Raw genomic sequence first — 16,742 nt, 5'->3', positions numbered from 1 at the left:
TCCACCCCCGTCGTGCCGGGTGCGAGCCCGGTCGTCGGCGCCGTCGGGACCCGCCCGACCGCCCCCGCCCGTCGCGGGCGGCCGTCCATTATCCGCTCGTCGCGGGGGTGCCCGGGCCACGACGCGCGCGACGACCCGATCGACGCCCTCGTCGCACGTGCGTGACGGTCCTGCCTTACAGTGCGTGCACACCGACGGGAAGGACCCCATGCACGGCTCTGCTGCACGCGAGGCCGAGGCGCCCCCTGCCTCCACCGCGGACGACCTGCCGTTGCGCATCCTCGTGGTGGAGGACGACGAGGGGGACGCGGTCCTGGTGCAGGAGCACCTGCAGGACGCGGGTCTCGTGCACGAGACCGTGTGGGCCCGCTCGGTCGACGAGGCGCTCGAGAACCTCGACGTCGACTGCGTGCTGCTCGACCTCGGTCTGCCCGACGCGATGGGGCTGAGCGCGCTGCAGCGCGTGCTCGACGCGGGCGCGCCGCCCGTCGTCGTGCTCACGGGGCTGACCGGCACCGACGCGGGCCTCGAGGCCGTCGCGGCGGGCGCGCAGGACTTCCTCGTCAAGGGGGACGTGCACCCCGACGTCCTCGCGCGTTCCGTGCGGTACGCGGTGCAGCGCCGCCGCCTCGAGGACACGGGCCGGGCGCTCTACCGCAGCCTGGTCCGTGCCGCGGAGACGACGCGCCTCGAGCGCGCGCTGCTCCCCACGCCGCGCGTGACCGACGAGCGCCTGGAGGTCCGCGTCGGCTACCGCGCGGGGCGCGACGGCCTGCTGGGCGGCGACTTCTACGACGTGGTCGAGCGTCCCGACGGGACGGTGCTCGTGATGGTGGGGGACGTGTGCGGGCACGGCCCCGACGAGGCGGCGCTCGGCGCGACGCTGCGCACCGCGTGGCGCACGCTCGTGATCGCGGGGACCCCGGCCGACGAGATCCTCGGGCTGCTCGAGCGCGTGCTGCAGGCCGAGCGCTCGCGCCCCGAGGTGTTCACGACGGCGACGATGCTCGCGATCCACCCCGACCGGCGCTCGGCCGACCTCTACCTCGCGGGCCACCCCGTGCCGCTGCTGGTGGGCGACCCGTCGTCGCTGCTGCCGGCCGACGCGCGCGGCCGCGCGCTCGGCATCCCCGTGGGCGGCGGCTGGCCCGCGCGCCGCCTCGACCTGGGGCCCGCGTGGCGCGTGCTGCTCTACACCGACGGCCTGCTCGAGGCCACGGTCGCCGCCGACGGCACGCGGCTGGGCAAGCCGGGGCTGCTCGAGCTCGCCGACCGGACGCTGCCCGCGGCGCCGGACGACGGTGCCGCGGTCGCGCCCGACGAGGACCCGGTGCTCGGCCGGCTGCTGTCGGCGGTCCGCGAGCGCCACGGCGGCGACCTCGTCGACGACGCGGCGGTCGTGCTGGTCGGGTGGCCCGCGTGACGGCGTCCGCGCGCCCCGGCCCGCCGCGCGCGACGCTGCGCCGCCGGCTCGGCGTCCTGCTGGGCGTCGCGGCCGCGGTCCTCGGTGCGGTGCTCGTGCTCACGGGGTACGTCGCGGCCCGCTCGTCGCAGGCGCAGGAGCTCGTCACGCAGACGTACTTCGACGCGGTCACGCGCGCCGACGCCGCGTACATCCGCCTCGTCGACGCCGAGACCGCGGTCCGCGGCTACGCGCTGACCGGTGACGACGTCACGCTCGAGCCGTACCACCGCTCGCGCGAGCAGGAGGACTCGATCACGGACGTCGCGCAGCGCGTCGAGCGGACCTCGCAGGACGAGGTGCTCGTGGCGAGCGCGCGCGCCGCGCGCGACGCCGCCGACCGCTGGTACGACGAGTTCGCCGAGCCCACGATCGCGGCCGTCGCCGCGGGCGGGCCGACGGCCGTCGACCCCGCCGCGATCGAGACGGGACGCGTGCTGTTCGACGAGACGCGCACGGCCGTCGAGGTCTACAACGCCGAGCTGCGTGCCAACCGGCTCGAGGCCGTCGCGGCGGTCGAGCAGTGGCAGCGGCTCACCGCCCTGATCATCGCCGGGCTCGTGGTCGCGGCGCTCGCGGTCGGGACGACGCTGTGGGTCGTGCTGCGGCGCTGGGTGCTCGCGCCCGTGGACGAGCTCGCGGCCGCGAGCCGCGCGGTGTCCTCGGGCGACCTCAGCCACGTCGTGCGCGTCGACGGGCCGGGGGAGATCGAGCAGCTCGCGGCCGACGTCGAGGCGATGCGCGTCGGGCTCGTGACGCAGCTCGCGGCGCTCGAGGAGTCGCGGCGCGAGATCGCCGACGCGCACGACCGGCTGACCGAGCAGGCCGAGGAGCTGCGGCGCTCCAACCGTGACCTCGAGCAGTTCGCGTACGTCGCGTCGCACGACCTGCAGGAGCCCCTGCGCAAGGTCGCGAGCTTCACGCAGCTGCTCAAGAAGCGCTACGGGGGTCAGCTCGACGAGCGGGCCGACCAGTACATCGACTTCGCGGTCGACGGCGCCAAGCGCATGCAGCGGCTGATCCAGGACCTGCTGGGGTTCTCGCGCGTCGGTCGCGTCGGGGGCGAGGTCGTCGACGTCGACGTCGCGCAGGCGCTCGACCGCGCGGTCGACCAGCTCTCGGAGCGCGTCGAGGAGACCGGTGCCGTCGTCACGCACGGCGGCCTGCCGGTCGTCCGGGGCGAGGAGCCGCTGCTGGTCCAGCTGCTGCAGAACCTCGTCGGCAACGCCGTGAAGTTCCGGCACCCGGACCGGGTCCCGCACGTCCACGTCAGCGCGACGCGTGTGGAAGACTCCTGGGAGTTCGAGTGCCGGGACAACGGCATCGGCATCGACCCGCAGTACGCGGAGCGCGTCTTCGTCATCTTCCAGCGGCTGCACGCCAAGGACCTGTACGAGGGCACCGGGATCGGGCTCGCGCTGTGCAAGAAGATCGTCGAGTTCCACGGCGGTCGGATCTGGATCCCGGAGACCGCCGGGGACGGCACCAGCATCCGCTGGACGCTGCCGGCGGCCGAGGACGACGCCCCGCACGCCGGGGTCGAGGGGCAGGCCTGAGTGTCCGTGCAGAAGCCGATCGACGTGCTGCTGGTCGAGGACGACCCGGGCGACGTGCTCATGACGCGCGAGGCGTTCGAGCACAACAAGGTGCGCAACCGCCTCTCGGTGGTCGCGGACGGCGTCAGCGCGCTCGAGTTCCTGCGCAAGGAGGGCGAGCACGCCGACGCCCCGACGCCCGACCTCGTGCTGCTCGACCTCAACCTGCCGCGCATGGACGGCCGCGAGGTGCTCGAGGCCATGAAGTCCGACGCGACGCTGCGCGCGATCCCCGTCGTCGTCCTGACGACGTCGGAGGCCGAGGAGGACGTCCTGCGCTCCTACTCGCTGCACGCCAACGCGTACGTGACCAAGCCGGTCGACTTCGACCGCTTCATCGACGTGGTCCGGCAGATCGACGAGTTCTTCGTCGAGGTCGTGCGCCTGCCCGGTCACTGACCGCGCCGGCCCCCACGGTCCTCCCGCGCGGTGCCGCGCAGGTCACGGCGCCGCGCGGGAAGAGTCCGGGCGGGTCCGGCGTTGCACCTCTCGACCGCACGACGAGAGGCGAGTGAGGGATGCTGGACCCCCGGGACATCTACGACGTGGACGTCGACGTGGCCGAGCGCGTGGACGCGGCGACGCGCGACGGCGGTGCCGGACCCGTGCTGGTGCACGCGGTGCGCGGCTTCGTCGACGCCGGCCACGCGGGTCAGGTCGCCGTCGACCACCTCGTGTCGGGCGGGCCCGCGCAGCGGCTCGTGACGTTCGACGTCGACCAGTTGGTCGACTACCGCTCGCGCCGCCCCGTCATGACGTTCGACGAGGGCTGGACGGGCTACGACGCGCCCGAGCTCGTCGTGGACCTCCTGCACGACGCGCAGGGCACGCCGTTCCTGCTGCTGCACGGGCTCGAGCCCGACGTGCAGTGGGAGCGCTGGGTCGCCGCGGTGCGTCAGGTCGTCGAGCGGTTCGACGTGCCGCTGGTCGTCGGGCTGCACGGCATCCCGATGGGCGTGCCGCACACGCGGCCGATCTCGGTGACCGCGCACGCGACGCGCGCCGACCTCGTGGCGGACCACACGTCGTTCTTCGGCACCGTGCAGGTGCCGGCCAGCGCGTCGGCGCTGCTCGAGCTGCGTCTCGGCGAGGCGGGTCACGACGCGATGGGCTTCGCGGTGCACGTGCCGCACTACCTCGCGCAGTCGCCGTACCCCGCTGCGGGTCTCGCGGGTCTGCGGCACGTCCAGCGCGCGGCCGGGCTCGACCTGCGGCTCGCCGACCTCGAGCCCGCGGCCGCCGAGGCGACGCGCGAGGTCGAGCGTCAGGTCGAGGGGTCGAGCGAGGTCGCGGCGGTCGTGCAGGCCCTCGAGGAGCAGTACGACGCGTTCACGCGCAGCGTGGGGCGGACGAGCCTGCTGGCCCAGGCGACCGACCTGCCGACCGCCGAGGAGATCGGCGCCGAGCTCGAGCGCTTCCTGGCGACCCAGGTGGACGAGGGCGGGGACGAGGGCTGACCCGTCCGCCGCCGTGCCGGTCGCCCGCGCGCGAGCGCTCGGTGCCGGGGGCGTCGTGACCGGATCGTTGCCGTCCCGCGGGGGACGAAACGGCCCGTTCCGTGGCGTACGCCACACCGGCGTGAAAGGATCGCGAGCGTTGCAGTGACGTACGGACGCTCGACCGGTCTCGCGCCGTGACCTCGGTCGCGGTGGCATGAGGTTCCGCCCGTCCCCGTGGGGACCGGACCGCCCGGTGCAGGACGTGAGGCATTGCGGCGCGGTGCGGGCAGTCGGCGCGCACCGTCACACGGTGGGACAGAAGGATGCGGGACATGGCACAGGGCTCGGTCAAGTGGTTCAACGCCGAGAAGGGCTTCGGGTTCATCGCGCAGGACGACGGCGGTGCCGACGTCTTCGTGCACTACTCGGCGATCGACACGCAGGGCTACCGCTCGCTCGACGAGGGGCAGCGCGTGGAGTTCGACATCACGCAGGGTCAGAAGGGTCCGCAGGCGGAGCACGTCCGCCCGCTGTGACCCGCGTCCCCGGCGCGACGCCGGGGCGCCGATGCGGGGCCGCACCGTCCGACGGTGCGGCCCCGCGTCATGCCCGGGGGGTCGGGGCGCCCGGCGCGCGCCCGACCTCGCCCGCGCCGCCCGCCGTCCCCTCGGCGGGCGTGGGCGGGTCGTGGCGCGGCGTCGCGCGGCCCGCGAGCACGCGCGTCTCGCCGTCGGTCAGCAGGCGCGCCGGCACCGGCAGCGTCCGCAGCGTCCGGTCCAGGCCCGGGTCGTCGAGCAGCGAGGGGTCGTCGGTGCCGACCAGGACGAGGTTGCCGTAGCGCCGCCCCCGCAGCAGCGCGGGCTCGGCGACGACGCCGATGCGCGCGAACGCCGCCGCGAGCGTGGCGAGCTCGGCGCGCGCGAGCGCCAGCGGCGGACGGTCGGCGCAGTTCGCCAGGTAGACGCCGCCCGGGCGCAGCACGCGCGCCACGTCGCGCGTGAGCTCGAGCGTCGTGAGGTGGTCCGGGGTCCGGTCGCCCGCGAAGACGTCCCGCACCACGACGTCGAACGACGCGTCGGGCAGCGTCGCGAGCTCGGCGCGCGCCTCGCCCGTGCGCAGGCGCAGGTGCGGCGCGCGGGGGAGGGCGAACCACTCGCGCGCCAGGCGGGCGAGCTCGCCGTCGAGCTCGACGGCGAGCTGTCGGACGTGCGGGTGCCGGTGCGCCAGCGCGCGGGCGAGCGCGCACCCGCCGGCGCCGAGGTGCAGCACCGACAGGTCGGGGCGGGTGGCCGCGACCACGTCGATCACGGCGGCCGCCTGCTGCATGTACTCGAAGTCGAGCAGAGCGGGGTCGTCGAGGTCGACGAACGAGCTCGGCACGCCGTTGACCAGGAGCGTCGCGGCGCGGGGGCGGCCGGGCTCGGGGACGACCTCGGCCGTGCCGGTCGTGATCGGCACGGGGCCGTCCGGCCAGGTCGGCGCCGTCGCCGTCGATGTCGGTGGTCGGCGGGACGATGCATCACGACGTCGGGCAGCCACGCGCACACCGTACGTCGTGGCGGCTGCTGTGGGCGGCAGCTGTTGACGGAGTCGAACACGTGTTCGAAGATGGACCGGTGGCGGGAGTCCCGCCGGTCGAGGGAGGTGGCGGTCGTGAGCGCTGAGGTCGTCGTGCTGCACCCCGGGTCGCTGCCCCCGCAGACGAGCGAGCTGCTCGGGCGTGCCGACGCCGAGCTGCTCGCGGCGCAGTTCTCGGGCGAGCCGTGGGAGATGTTCTCGCACGCGCACATGGCCGCCCTGCGCGCCGGTGCGGCCCTCGTCGCCGCTCGCGGTCGCCCGACGGGCCGGGGGGCGCCCCGGACCGTCTGGGGCATGCTGGACGTGGTGGCCCCCGAGCTCCACGCCCAGGCGGCCTTCTTCGCGCACGCGGCGACGCTCCGGTCGGCGGTGGACGCGGGGAGGTTCGAGCTCGTGACCCCGTCGCGTGCCGAGCGGACGTTGTGCGCCGCGGAGGACATGGTCGACGCGGTCCGCGCCGTCCTCGTGCGTGACGCGGCGGACGGGGGTGAGGTGCGTGCGGTGGCGGGCAGGTGAAGCCTCGGTGCGCGACACGCCCGGCGGTGGCGCTCGCACAGGTTCGTGACGCATGATGATCGCCCTGCCGCAGGGACTGCTCGACTACCACGTTGGTGTGAGCCGATCTATCCTGAGGCGAAGAGTCCATTGGAGTGCGACGGGGGTCGGGATGCCACTCTCCGAGTACGAGCAGCGCGTGCTCGAGCAGATGGAGCGTCAGCTGACGTCTGACGACCCGCGGCTCGCCAACACGCTCACCCAGCGAGGTGGGCGACGGCCCGTCGTGCGCTACGTCGTCGCCGGTGTCGGCGCGGTCGTCGGCCTGCTGCTGCTGGTCGTGGGCGCCGCGACGTCGCTCCCGTGGCTCGGCGCCGCCGGGTTCGTCGTGATGTTCGCCGCGGTCGGGTTCGCGTTCGCGGGGCCGCACGGCACGCCTCGCGGCCCCCAGGGCACCGTGGCCCCGGACGGGACCGTCCGCCCCGCCCCGGGTCGCACGGCGGCGAAGAAGAAGCAGGGCTTCATGTCGCGCTTCGAGGAGCGGTGGGACCGGCGCCGCGACGGCGACGGACGCTGACGACGCGCCTCGACGTGCGCGGACGGTGACGGGGACGTCCGTCCCGACCGCTGGGGCGTGCCCGGTGGCACGCTCGGCCGCGTGATCCATCTCTACCTGCACGCTCGTGCGCTCCCGGGCGCGCGGCCCGCGGTCGAGTCGTTCCTCGCCGAGGCGCGCGCCGTCTACGAGGAGCCCGACGGCGTCGCCGTGCGGCTGCAGTGGTCGACCACCGACCCGGACGCCTTCGTCGAGATCATGGAGTACGCCGACGAGGCGACCTGGCGTCGTGACCAGGAACGCGTCGAGCACGATCCGCGCATGCGCGCCCTGATCGAGCGGTGGCACGGCCTGCTCGCCTCCGGTCCGGTCGTGTCGACCTACGAGGACGTGCCGATCACCGTGCCGTGACCTGCTCCCGGCGGCGCGCCGTCGACGACGCGACCGCCTCGTCGACGCCCGCGCGGACCGCCAGCCGCCACGCGTCGAGCTCGCCCGGCCGGACCGGCGCCGGCGTCGGTGCGTACCGCGCCTGCTCGACGGCCGTCGCGAGGTGCTCGAGCGCGGCGAGCGGCGCCCCCGCCAGCGGGACCCCGGTGCGCTCCTCGAGCGTGGTGCGCACCCGTCGCACCGCGGCGCGAGGACTGTCGGAGTCGGACCAGCGCAGGTCGGCGCGCGCCAGCTCACGCCGCAGGAGCGTCCACGCGTGCTCCGGGGAGGCCGCGGACGCGCGCCGCCGCCGGGCGACGAGCACGAGGGCGCCCGCGCCCAGCAGCAGGACGGTGCCCACGGCGGTGCCCACCGCGACCGGCACCCACGGGGTGCTCGCGTCGTCCACGGACGACGGCGGGGTCGACGGTTGCGCGGTCGGGGCTGCGGACGGGGCTGCGCCGGGCTCGACGGCGTCGAGGTCGTCCTCCGGGACCTGGTCGGTCGCCGTCGTCGCCGCGAACGGGTCCGCCCAGACGGGTGGCGGGCCGGTCTGCGACGCCGGCGTCGGCTCGAACCGCACCCATCCCTGACCGTCGAAGTACAGCTCGGGCCACGCGTGCGCGAGCCGGCCCGTGACGACGTACTCGCCGTCCCGGTTCCGCTCGCCGGGCAGGAACCCCACGCCGACGCGGGACGGGATGTCGAGCGTGCGAGCCATGATCGCCATCGCGGTCGCGAACTGCACGCAGTACCCGCGCCGGTCCTCCAGGAAGTCCCACACGGCGTCGGACGACCGTGCGGGGGGCACGCGCGTGTCGTACGTGAAGTTGGCGATCGAGCGCAACCAGGTCTGCAGCGCGAGCGCCTGCTCGTACGGGCCCTGCGCGTCGGCCGTCAGCTCGGCGGCGAGCGCCGCGATGTCGTCCCGGTGCTGCGTCGCGGGCACCGCGGTGTACAGCTCCGCGTCCTCGGGCACCCCGACCTCGGCCCCGCGGAGGTCGGCCGCGCTGAGCGACGGCACCTGCACCTGCATCGCGTAGGTGAGGCCCTCGCGCGTCGCGCGCTCGCCGACGACCTCGTCGCGCTGCTGGTCGTACGCCCACGCTCCCTCGACCGTCAGCGTGCGGGCGAACGTGCTCAGCGGCAGCCGCCGCTCCCGCAGCGCGCCGACCGAGACGTCCACCTGCGCGAGCGTGCCGGCCTCGGGCGACGGCGGCACGCCGCGCAGGGCGGGGTCGGAGGACAGCAGCAGCGCGGGGTCCCAGTCGGTGAGACGGTCCGAGTCCGTGCGCTCCCAGAGCCGGCCGTCGAACGTCGCGAGGGTGAAGGCCCGGAGCGGGCCCACGAGGCGCGCGTCGACGGCGGGCGCCGCCGCTGCGTCGTCGCCGGCGTCCTCGGGGACGGGCGGCCCGGTGGCGTCGTCGTCCGCGTCCTCGGGGCCCGGCGCCCCGGCGGCGTCGTCGTCCGCGCCGGGGTCGTCCGCCGCCGCGTCGGGCCCGGCGGTGGGGTCGACGACCCGGTACGTCAGCACGACCTGCCCCGAGCGCTGGCCGAGGCTGTCACGCAGGTCGAGGTCGTCGCTGAGCTCGAGCGGCCCGACCGCTCCCGACCCGAACGTCGGCAGCGAGACGCTCGCCCAGCCGGGCGCGTCCATCAGCGGCGGGCCGGCCACGACGGTCAACCCGGCCAGGGCCGCCGCCGTCACGGCGGCGACGACCGCGCGGCGCGCGCGCCCGGCGTGCACGTGCAGGGGTGCGGCGCCGTAGGCGAGCAGCGCGAGGTAGGCGGTGGCGGTCCAGAAGACGGCCGTGGCGCCGGCGGGGAAGCCGAGCACGACGGCGGGCACCCAGAGCGCCAGCAGCGGGGCGCCGGCCAGCGCCGGCACCCGGAGCGCGAGCACCGCCGCGTCGACGAGCAGGAGCACGGCGACCGCGCCGACGACGACGAGCATCTCGCCCGGACGCACGTCCGGCATCGGCACGAAGGAGTCGTTCACGACCGCCACGCCCTGCTGCGCGGTCGCCCACGCACGGCGCAGCGCGTCGAGGTCGGGCAGGAACTGCGGTCGTCCCGGTGGTGCGCCGTAGCGCAGGACGAGCCCCACGACCGCGACCGCGGCACCGGCGACGGTCGGCACCCACCACCGGCGGGTGAGGGCCCGGGTCAGCGCGGTCGTCGCGCCGACGACGAGCACCGCGACCCCGGCGACGACCAGCCACCGCGTCCCCACGATGAGCCCCGACAGCGCGAGCAGCGCGGCCCAGGTCGCGAGGACGCCCAGCGCGGCACCGAGCCACGCGCGCGCGCCCTGCTCGGGGGTCGGCGTCATCGTGCGCCCCCCAGCAGCTCGAGCCAGCAGGTCTGCAGGTCCGTGCCCGTGGTGACCTGCACGGCGCGCCATCCCGCTCGGCGCAGCGCCAGCACCGTGGCGTGCGCGTCGCGTGCGTCGCCGGAGGTCCGGCCGTCCTCGCGGACGACCGCCCACGCCTGCGCGGCGTCACCGAGGTGCGCGAGGCCGGCCCGAGCCCCCGGGGTCAACGGTCCGAGGGCCGCGAGCACGATCTCGCCGCCCGTCTGGCTGGTGCCCAGGACGCGGACCGCGTCGACGAGCGCGGCCTCACCCTCGGGCGCCGACCGGGCCGGCTCGAGGTCGATCGTCAGGTCGAGCAGCGCCGCGCGCGACTCCGGGCCGCTGCGGGCGTGGACGAACGGCGACGCGCCCGACCCCCCGCCCGGTGCGACGCCGGCACCCGCCAGGCGCACGGGGTGCCCGGCGTCGAGCATCGCGAGCGCCATCGACGCGGTCAGCGAGATCGTCCACTCGGCCGCGCTCGCGCGCACGGGCAGGTCGAGCAGCACGGTCACCGGGCGCAGCCCGGCACGCTCGTCCGAGCGCACCAGCAGCGAGCCGCGGCGTGCGCTCGAGCGCCAGTGCACGCGGCGCAGGTCGTCGCCCTCGCGGTAGTCGCGCAGGTGGGCGTCGTCGGTCGACGGGGTGCGCGCACCGAGCGCGACGCGGTCGGGCTCGCCCACCAGGACGTCGGAGGGGGCGGGGAGGGCCGCGACGGCGGGCCACACGGCCACCTGGGTCTCGTCGCCGAGGGTCGCGCGCGAGCGCACGACGCCGAAGGTGTCGACGCGCGTCACGACCAGCGGCCCCAGCGGCCAGCGACCCCGCCGGCCCGCGCGCACGGTGTAGCGGACGCTGGCCGTCTCCGGCCGGCGCACGACGCGCGCGCGCAGCGCCCGACCGCCCGAGAGCTCGACCGCCGCCTGCTCCGAGAACCGCAGACCCGCGAGGCGTGCGCGGCCCGCGCGGTCGGTGGCGCGGACCTCGACCTCCACCTGGGACTCCTCACCCGCGTGCACCGGGTCCGGCAGCACGGACCGCCGCACGGCGAGTCCCCGTCGTCCGCGGGCCGCGTCGACCGCGACCGCGACGCCGAGCGCGACCACGGGCAGGGCCAGCAGCAGGACGCCGATCCGGACGAGGTCGAGCGAGCCGAGGCCGATCCCGACCTGCAGCGCGACGAGACCCGCCGCGGCGAGCGCCCAGCCCCGGGCGGTCGGACGCTGACGCATCAGCCCGCGGTCTGCCGGGCGGGTGCGGCGGTCGTGGCGACCGGCAGCGGCGTGCGGGCGACGACGGCGGCGACCACGTCCTGCGTCGTGCGTCCGGACAGCCGCGCCTCGGTGCTCGGGAGCAGGCGGTGCGCGAGCACCGCGACCGCGAGCTCCTGCACGTCGTCGGGCAGCACGTGGTCGCGTCCCGCCATCGCGGCGAGCGACTTCGACGCCCGCAGCAGCTGGATCGCGGCGCGCGGCGACGCGCCGAGCCGCAGGCCCGGGTCCTCGCGCGTCGCGGTCACGAGGTCGACCACGTAGCGCTTGACGGCGGGTGCGGCGTAGAGCCGGCGCGCGACGTCGACGCAGCGCTGGACCTCGGCCGCGTCGGTGACGGGTCGCAGCCGCGCGAGCGGGTCCGCGGTCTCCTGCGCGTCGAGCATGTCGAGCTCCGCCTCGACGCTCGGGTAGCCGACGGTGAGTCGTGCCATGAACCGGTCGCGCTGCGCCTCGGGGAGCGGGTACGTGCCCTCCATCTCGACCGGGTTCTGCGTCGCGACGACGAGGAACGGGCGGGGCAGGGGGTAGGAGCGGCCGTCGACCGTGGCCTGCGCCTCCTGCATGCACTCGAGCAGCGCGGACTGCGTCTTCGGCGACGCGCGGTTGATCTCGTCCCCGATGACCACGTGCGCGAAGACGGGCCCGGGCCGGAACTCGAACTCGTGGGTCTGCGCCCGGAAGATGTTGACGCCGGTGAGGTCGCTCGGCAGCAGGTCCGGCGTGAACTGGATCCGCCCCACCGAGGCGTCGATGCTGCGCGCGATCGCCTTGGCGAGCGTCGTCTTGCCGACGCCGGGCACGTCCTCGAGCAGCAGGTGGCCCTCGGCCAGCAGGACGGCGAGCGACGTGCGCACGAGCTCGGGACGGCCGGTCACGACGGACTCGACGTTCGCGCGCAGGCGGGTGGTGACGGCGACGAGCGCGGCGAGCTCGTCCGGGGTCGGCGGTGTCGACATGTGTACGGCTCCCTCGGCGGACTGGGACGAGCGTACGCATGGCGCGCGCGCCGCGGGTGGCCTTCGTCGCCCGGGGTCGTCCGTCCGTGGTCGCCCGCGTCGTGCGCGGCCGTGCGGCCCGCGTCCCTCCACATCGCCCCACCCGGGTGCCGCGCCGGGGCCGCAGGGGAGCGCCTGTGGCGTCCGAGCGCCCGTGGCGGGGTCGTATTGCCGGGGTTGGCCCCGGTTCGTCCGGCGTCCCGACCGCGCGCGACGCACCGCGGCGCCACCGGGCGCGTCCGGGCCCTCCACTTCGCTCCACGTGTCTGACCTGCGTGAACGCGGATCGAACGGGTGAACTTCCCGCATTCAAAAGATGCGGGTGGAGGGAAGTGGAGTACCGTGGAGGCACGTGGTGAGGGCTGGGGGGAGCTGGTCCGCACCGCTGCGGAGCGAGGGTCGGTGAGGCCCTCGCGCCGGGGTGGTCGACCGGTCGGGGCGCACGGGAGGGGAGTGAGGTGTCGTATGAGTCGTCCGGCGCCTTCGGCTCCTTCGCGCCCTTCCTCGGGACGTACACGCCGCGCCTGGACGACAAGGGGCGGCTCATCCTCCCGGCGAAGTTCCGGCCCCAGCTCGCCGGTGGGCTCGTGATGACGCGCGGGCAGGAGCGCTGCCTCTTCGTGCTCCCGATGGACGAGTTCCGTCGGATGCACGACCAGCTGCGCACCGCGCCCGTCACGAGCAAGCAGGCCCGCGACTACCTGCGCGTCTTCCTGTCCGGTGCGAGCGACGAGCAGCCCGACAAGCAGGGGCGCATCTCGATCCCGCCGATGCTCCGGACCTACGCCGGGCTCGACCGGGACGTGGCCGTGATCGGCACCGGCACCCGCGTCGAGATCTGGGACCTCCAGGCCTGGGAGACGTACCTGGCGGAGCAGGAGGCCGGGTACGCCGACACCACCGAGGAGGTCTTCCCGAACGGCCCCTTCTGACGAGCAGCACCCGCCCGAGACCGCCCGACGACCGCTCCGCCCGACGAGACCTCCTCCCGTCCGCTCTGACGCCACTTCCCCGGCGCCAGAGGGTCGGTGGGGGATCTGGCCGGACGGAGGAGGGACCGTCCGGCCATCCACGGGCACGACCGGCACCACCACACCGAGCACCGCACGCACCGCGACCCGCACGAGCGGACGGCCGCGGCGAGACCAGCAGGGGAGGGCAGATGGACGAGCAGCACGACGCCGCGACCCGGCACACGCCGGTGCTCCTGCAGCGGTGCCTCGACCTGCTCGCGCCCGCGCTCGCCGCCCCCGGTGCCGTGATGGTCGACTCGACGCTCGGCATGGGCGGGCACACCGAAGGCGTGCTGCGCGCGTTCGACCACGTGCGCGTCGTCGGGATCGACCGCGACCCGCAGGCGCTCGCGCTGGCCTCGGCGCGGCTCGCGCCGTTCGGTGACCGGTTCACGGGCGTGCACGCCGTGTACGACGAGATCCGCGACGTCCTCGACGACCTCGGCATCCCGGCGGTCCAGGGCGTCCTCATGGACCTGGGTGTGTCGTCGCTGCAGCTCGACGAGGTCGAGCGCGGCTTCGCGTACGCGCACGACGCACCGCTCGACATGCGCATGGACCCGACCACCGGCCCGACCGCGGCCGACGTCCTCAACACCTACGACGAGCGGGCGATCGCCCGGGTGCTGCGCGAGTACGGCGAGGAGCGCTTCGCCGCGCGGATCGCGCGCGGCGTCGTGCGGCGTCGCGAGCAGCGGCCGCTCACGCGGACCTCGGAGCTGGTCGACGTCGTCCGCGCGGGCGTGCCGGCGGCCACCCGGCGCACGGGCGGCCACCCCGCCAAGCGCACGTTCCAGGCGCTGCGCATCGAGGTCAACGGCGAGCTGGCGGCCCTCGAGCGCGCGCTGCCCGCGTCGGTCGAGGCGCTCGCGGTCGGCGGGCGGATCGTCGTCGAGTCGTACCAGTCGCTCGAGGACCGCCTCGTCAAGCGCACGCTCGCCGCGGGCGCGACGTCGAGCGCACCGCCCGACCTCCCCGTCGAGCCCGCGACGCACGCGCCCTACCTGCGGCTCCTCACCCGGGGCGCCGAGGAGGCCGACCTCGACGAGCTCGCGCGCAACCCGCGCGCGCAGTCCGTCCGCCTGCGAGCCGCCGAGCGGCTGCGTCCCACCCCCGACCACCTGCGCACCCCGAGGAGAGCCGCATGAGCGCCCTGCCCCTGGCCGCCGCCCGCACCGGTTCCGCGCGGGCCTACCCGCAGCCGGCACGCCCGGCCCCGGCGCCCCGCCCGCGGCTGCGCGTCGTCCGCGCGCCCGCGCAGTCCCGGTCCCGCGTGCCGTTCGTGCTCGCCTGCATGGCCGTGCTGGGCGGTGCGCTGCTCGCCGCCCTGCTGCTCAACACGCAGGTCGCGTCGCTCGCGTTCGAGCGGTACGAGCTGTCCAACGAGCTCGGGCGGCTGCGGCAGGACCGCATGGATCTCGTCGCGCAGCTCGACGCGAAGTCGTCGCCGACGCAGCTCGCCGAGGCGGCGCGCGCGCTCGGCATGGTGGAGGCCAACGGCACGGGGTGGCTGCGGCTCGCGGACGGCAGCGTCCAGGGAGCCCCCGCCCCCGCGGCCGGATGAGCGCCCAGGCGCCCGGCGGCGCGTCGCGGGTGCGTCGCGCGCCGCACGCGCGCTCGGGGGCAGCCGCCCCGCGCGCCGCAGCGGATCGTCGCGCGTCGCGTGGCACCGTGGGCCGCGTGAGCGAGCGCACGGGCACCGTCCCGCGTCGTCGGCCCGGCACGGGCGGCCCGACGCGTGACCGCGTCGCCGCGCGCCCGGCGACGGGCGCCGTCCGCGCGGGCGGACGCCTGCCCGCGGGCGACGCCGCGCCGCGCACCGTCGTGGCGTCGCGCGGGCGCATGGTCGCGCTGGTGGTCACGCTCGCGCTCGTGCTGTCGGTGTTCGTCGGCCGGCTGGTCTACGTGCAGGGCGTCGCCGGTCCCGAGATCGCGGCGCAGGCGCGCGCGGCGCGCATGACGCAGGTCTCCACGCTGGGCGCGCGCGGCGAGATCACGGACGCCGACGGCGTCGTGCTCGCGTCGTCCGTCGAGCGGTACCGCGTCGTCGTCAACCAGAACCAGGTCGCGGCGTACAAGGGGCGCGGGTCGGCCGACGCGCTGAGCGGGGCCGCGGGCGTCGCGTCGCAGCTCGCGCCGCTGCTCGGCACGAGCCCGGCCGAGCTCGGCGGGCGGCTCGTGGGGGACCGCGGCTACGTCGTCGTCGCCAAGGACGTGCTCCCCGAGGTCGCACGCGAGATCCGGGCCCTGCGGCTCGACGGCATCGTGGTCGAGCGCGTCGCGGACCGCGTGTACCCGAAGGGCGCGGTGGGCGGCAACATCGTCGGCTTCGTCAACTCCGAGGGCGTCGGGCTGCAGGGGCTCGAGTACGCGCTGGACGGCGAGCTGCAGGGCACCGCCGGCCAGGAGAGCTACGAGCGCGGGCGCGGCGGGCAGCCCCTGCCCGGCGGTGCCGGCGAGCAGACCCCCGCGCGCGACGGCCGGTCGGTGCGGCTCACGCTCGACCTCGACCTGCAGTGGAAGGCCGAGGAGGCGCTGCGCAACCAGGTCGCGGCGACGGGTGCCGAGGCCGGGACCGTCGTCGTGATGACGAAGGACGGGCGCGTGCTCGCGCTCGCCGACTCCACGGCGTTCGACCCGAACGCACCGGGCGACGCCGCGGCGGACGCGCTGTCGCGCAGCGTGACCGACGCGTTCGAGCCCGGCTCCACGAGCAAGGTCGTGACGATGGCGGCGGCGCTCGAGGAGGGCGTCGTGCAGCCGACCGAGCGGTTCCAGGTCGCGGACCGGTGGCAGACCCCCCAGGGCGAGACGATCAAGGACTCGCACGACCACCCCGTGCTCAAGCTCACGGCCACGGGGATCTTCGCGGAGTCCTCCAACGTCGGCACGGTCGAGTTCGGCCAGCGGCTCACCAAGCAGCAGCGGTACGACTACATGGCCAAGTTCGGGTTCGGGCAGCGCACCGGGATCGAGATGCCCGGCGAGACGCCGGGCAGCCTGCGCACGCCCGACAAGTGGCAGGGCCGCGACGAGTACGCCGTCATGTTCGGGCAGGCCGTGTCGGTCAACGCCCTGCAGGCCGCGAGCGTCTTCGCGACGATCGCCAACGGTGGCGTGCGCGTGGCGCCGCACATGGTCGCGGGGTACACCGACGCCGACGGCACCTACGTCGCGAAGGACGCCCCCGAGGCCACGCGCGTCGTCTCCGAGCAGACCGCCGCGAGCGTGCTGTCGATGATGGAGAGCGTCGTCGACGACGGCACGGGCACCAACGCGGCCATCCCGGGCTACCGCGTCGCCGGCAAGACCGGCACCGCGCAGCGCTTCAACCCGAGCGGCTACACGTCGTCGTTCATCGGGGTCGCCCCGGCCGACGACCCGCAGATCGTGACGGCGGTCATCCTGCACAACCCCCGCACGTCGACGTACGGCGGCACGGTCGCCGCGCCCGTGTTCGCGGACGTCACGGGATACGCGCTGCAGCAGCTGGGGATCGCGCCCTCGGGGGCCGCTCCGACGCTGTACCCGGCGACGTGGGAGTGACCGACCG

16 protein-coding genes are annotated in these 16,742 nt (G+C 75.7%); 12 read left to right on the top strand and 4 right to left on the bottom strand.

The window, feature by feature from the left end:
- Positions 1–208 precede the first annotated feature (208 nt).
- The 5 genes from E4A51_RS03955 to E4A51_RS03935 all read left to right on the top strand — a co-directional run bounded on the left by E4A51_RS03955 (position 209) and on the right by E4A51_RS03935 (position 5,032).
- Positions 209–1,423, top strand: coding sequence for a PP2C family protein-serine/threonine phosphatase (locus E4A51_RS03955; protein ID WP_070319563.1), 1,215 nt, complete (start codon positions 209–211; stop codon positions 1,421–1,423).
- A complete protein-coding gene (locus E4A51_RS03950) occupies positions 1,420–3,018 on the top strand; it encodes an ATP-binding protein (protein WP_240696370.1) in 1,599 nt (532 codons plus the stop codon). The genes E4A51_RS03955 and E4A51_RS03950 overlap by 4 nt, the downstream gene beginning before the upstream one ends.
- Positions 3,019–3,456 (top strand): response regulator, encoded by a 438-nt coding sequence (locus E4A51_RS03945; RefSeq protein ID WP_046528170.1) that lies wholly within the window; start codon positions 3,019–3,021, stop codon positions 3,454–3,456.
- 119 nt (positions 3,457–3,575) lie between these two features.
- On the top strand, positions 3,576–4,514 hold the full coding sequence (locus E4A51_RS03940; protein WP_070319553.1) for a proteasome assembly chaperone family protein: 939 nt from the start codon (positions 3,576–3,578) through the stop codon (positions 4,512–4,514).
- 314 nt (positions 4,515–4,828) lie between these two features.
- Complete coding sequence (locus E4A51_RS03935) at positions 4,829–5,032, top strand: cold-shock protein (RefSeq protein WP_046528172.1); 204 nt, start codon at positions 4,829–4,831, stop codon at positions 5,030–5,032.
- A gap of 67 nt (positions 5,033–5,099) precedes the next feature.
- On the opposite strand, the gene E4A51_RS03930 is transcribed toward E4A51_RS03935, so the two are convergent.
- Positions 5,100–5,954 (bottom strand): spermidine synthase, encoded by an 855-nt coding sequence (locus tag E4A51_RS03930; RefSeq protein WP_226235841.1) that lies wholly within the window; start codon positions 5,952–5,954, stop codon positions 5,100–5,102.
- A 195-nt stretch (positions 5,955–6,149) separates the two neighbouring features.
- Here E4A51_RS03930 and E4A51_RS03925 point away from each other — a divergent pair, with 195 nt between their 5' ends.
- The 3 genes from E4A51_RS03925 to E4A51_RS03915 all read left to right on the top strand — a co-directional run bounded on the left by E4A51_RS03925 (position 6,150) and on the right by E4A51_RS03915 (position 7,536).
- Complete coding sequence (locus tag E4A51_RS03925) at positions 6,150–6,590, top strand: SAV_6107 family HEPN domain-containing protein (RefSeq protein WP_240696369.1); 441 nt, start codon at positions 6,150–6,152, stop codon at positions 6,588–6,590.
- Between the two features lie 151 nt (positions 6,591–6,741).
- Complete coding sequence (locus tag E4A51_RS03920) at positions 6,742–7,146, top strand: DUF3040 domain-containing protein (RefSeq protein ID WP_046528173.1); 405 nt, start codon at positions 6,742–6,744, stop codon at positions 7,144–7,146.
- An 81-nt stretch (positions 7,147–7,227) separates the two neighbouring features.
- The gene (locus tag E4A51_RS03915) at positions 7,228–7,536 is read left to right on the top strand and encodes a putative quinol monooxygenase (RefSeq protein ID WP_046530468.1); all 309 of its coding nucleotides are present in this window, start codon (positions 7,228–7,230) and stop codon (positions 7,534–7,536) included.
- Here E4A51_RS03915 and E4A51_RS03910 read toward each other — a convergent pair.
- The 3 genes from E4A51_RS03910 to E4A51_RS03900 are packed head-to-tail and all read right to left on the bottom strand — an operon-like array spanning position 7,523 to position 12,137.
- The gene (locus tag E4A51_RS03910) at positions 7,523–9,886 is read right to left on the bottom strand and encodes a transglutaminase domain-containing protein (protein ID WP_134850937.1); all 2,364 of its coding nucleotides are present in this window, start codon (positions 9,884–9,886) and stop codon (positions 7,523–7,525) included. The two genes, E4A51_RS03915 and E4A51_RS03910, sit on opposite strands and share 14 nt — an antisense overlap.
- Entirely contained in the window at positions 9,883–11,139 is a 1,257-nt protein-coding gene (locus E4A51_RS03905) for a DUF58 domain-containing protein (RefSeq protein ID WP_134850936.1), read from the bottom strand. The genes E4A51_RS03910 and E4A51_RS03905 overlap by 4 nt, the downstream gene beginning before the upstream one ends.
- A complete protein-coding gene (locus tag E4A51_RS03900) occupies positions 11,139–12,137 on the bottom strand; it encodes a MoxR family ATPase (protein WP_046528176.1) in 999 nt (332 codons plus the stop codon). The genes E4A51_RS03905 and E4A51_RS03900 overlap by 1 nt, the downstream gene beginning before the upstream one ends.
- Positions 12,138–12,634: 497 nt before the next feature.
- On the opposite strand from E4A51_RS03900, the gene mraZ reads away from it, so the two are divergent.
- The 4 genes from mraZ to E4A51_RS03880 all read left to right on the top strand — a co-directional run bounded on the left by mraZ (position 12,635) and on the right by E4A51_RS03880 (position 16,735).
- A complete protein-coding gene (mraZ, locus tag E4A51_RS03895) occupies positions 12,635–13,108 on the top strand; it encodes a division/cell wall cluster transcriptional repressor MraZ (protein WP_046528177.1) in 474 nt (157 codons plus the stop codon).
- Positions 13,109–13,338: 230 nt separating this feature from the next.
- Positions 13,339–14,337: a 16S rRNA (cytosine(1402)-N(4))-methyltransferase RsmH gene (gene rsmH / locus E4A51_RS03890; protein ID WP_070319550.1), complete on the top strand. Its 999-nt coding sequence runs from the start codon at positions 13,339–13,341 to the stop codon at positions 14,335–14,337.
- The gene (locus tag E4A51_RS03885; protein ID WP_070319549.1) at positions 14,334–14,753 is read left to right on the top strand and encodes a hypothetical protein; all 420 of its coding nucleotides are present in this window, start codon (positions 14,334–14,336) and stop codon (positions 14,751–14,753) included. Before rsmH ends, E4A51_RS03885 begins: the two co-directional genes overlap by 4 nt.
- Positions 14,754–14,869: 116 nt before the next feature.
- Positions 14,870–16,735, top strand: coding sequence for a penicillin-binding protein 2 (locus E4A51_RS03880; RefSeq protein WP_240696368.1), 1,866 nt, complete (start codon positions 14,870–14,872; stop codon positions 16,733–16,735).
- Positions 16,736–16,742: the final 7 nt, after the last annotated feature.

Source organism: Cellulomonas sp. HD19AZ1 (genome assembly GCF_004535805.1).
Classification (GTDB): Bacteria; Actinomycetota; Actinomycetes; order Actinomycetales; family Cellulomonadaceae; genus Cellulomonas; species Cellulomonas iranensis.
The sequence above is the reverse complement of the archived record's forward strand: the minus strand, read 5'-3'. Positions and strand labels throughout refer to the sequence as shown.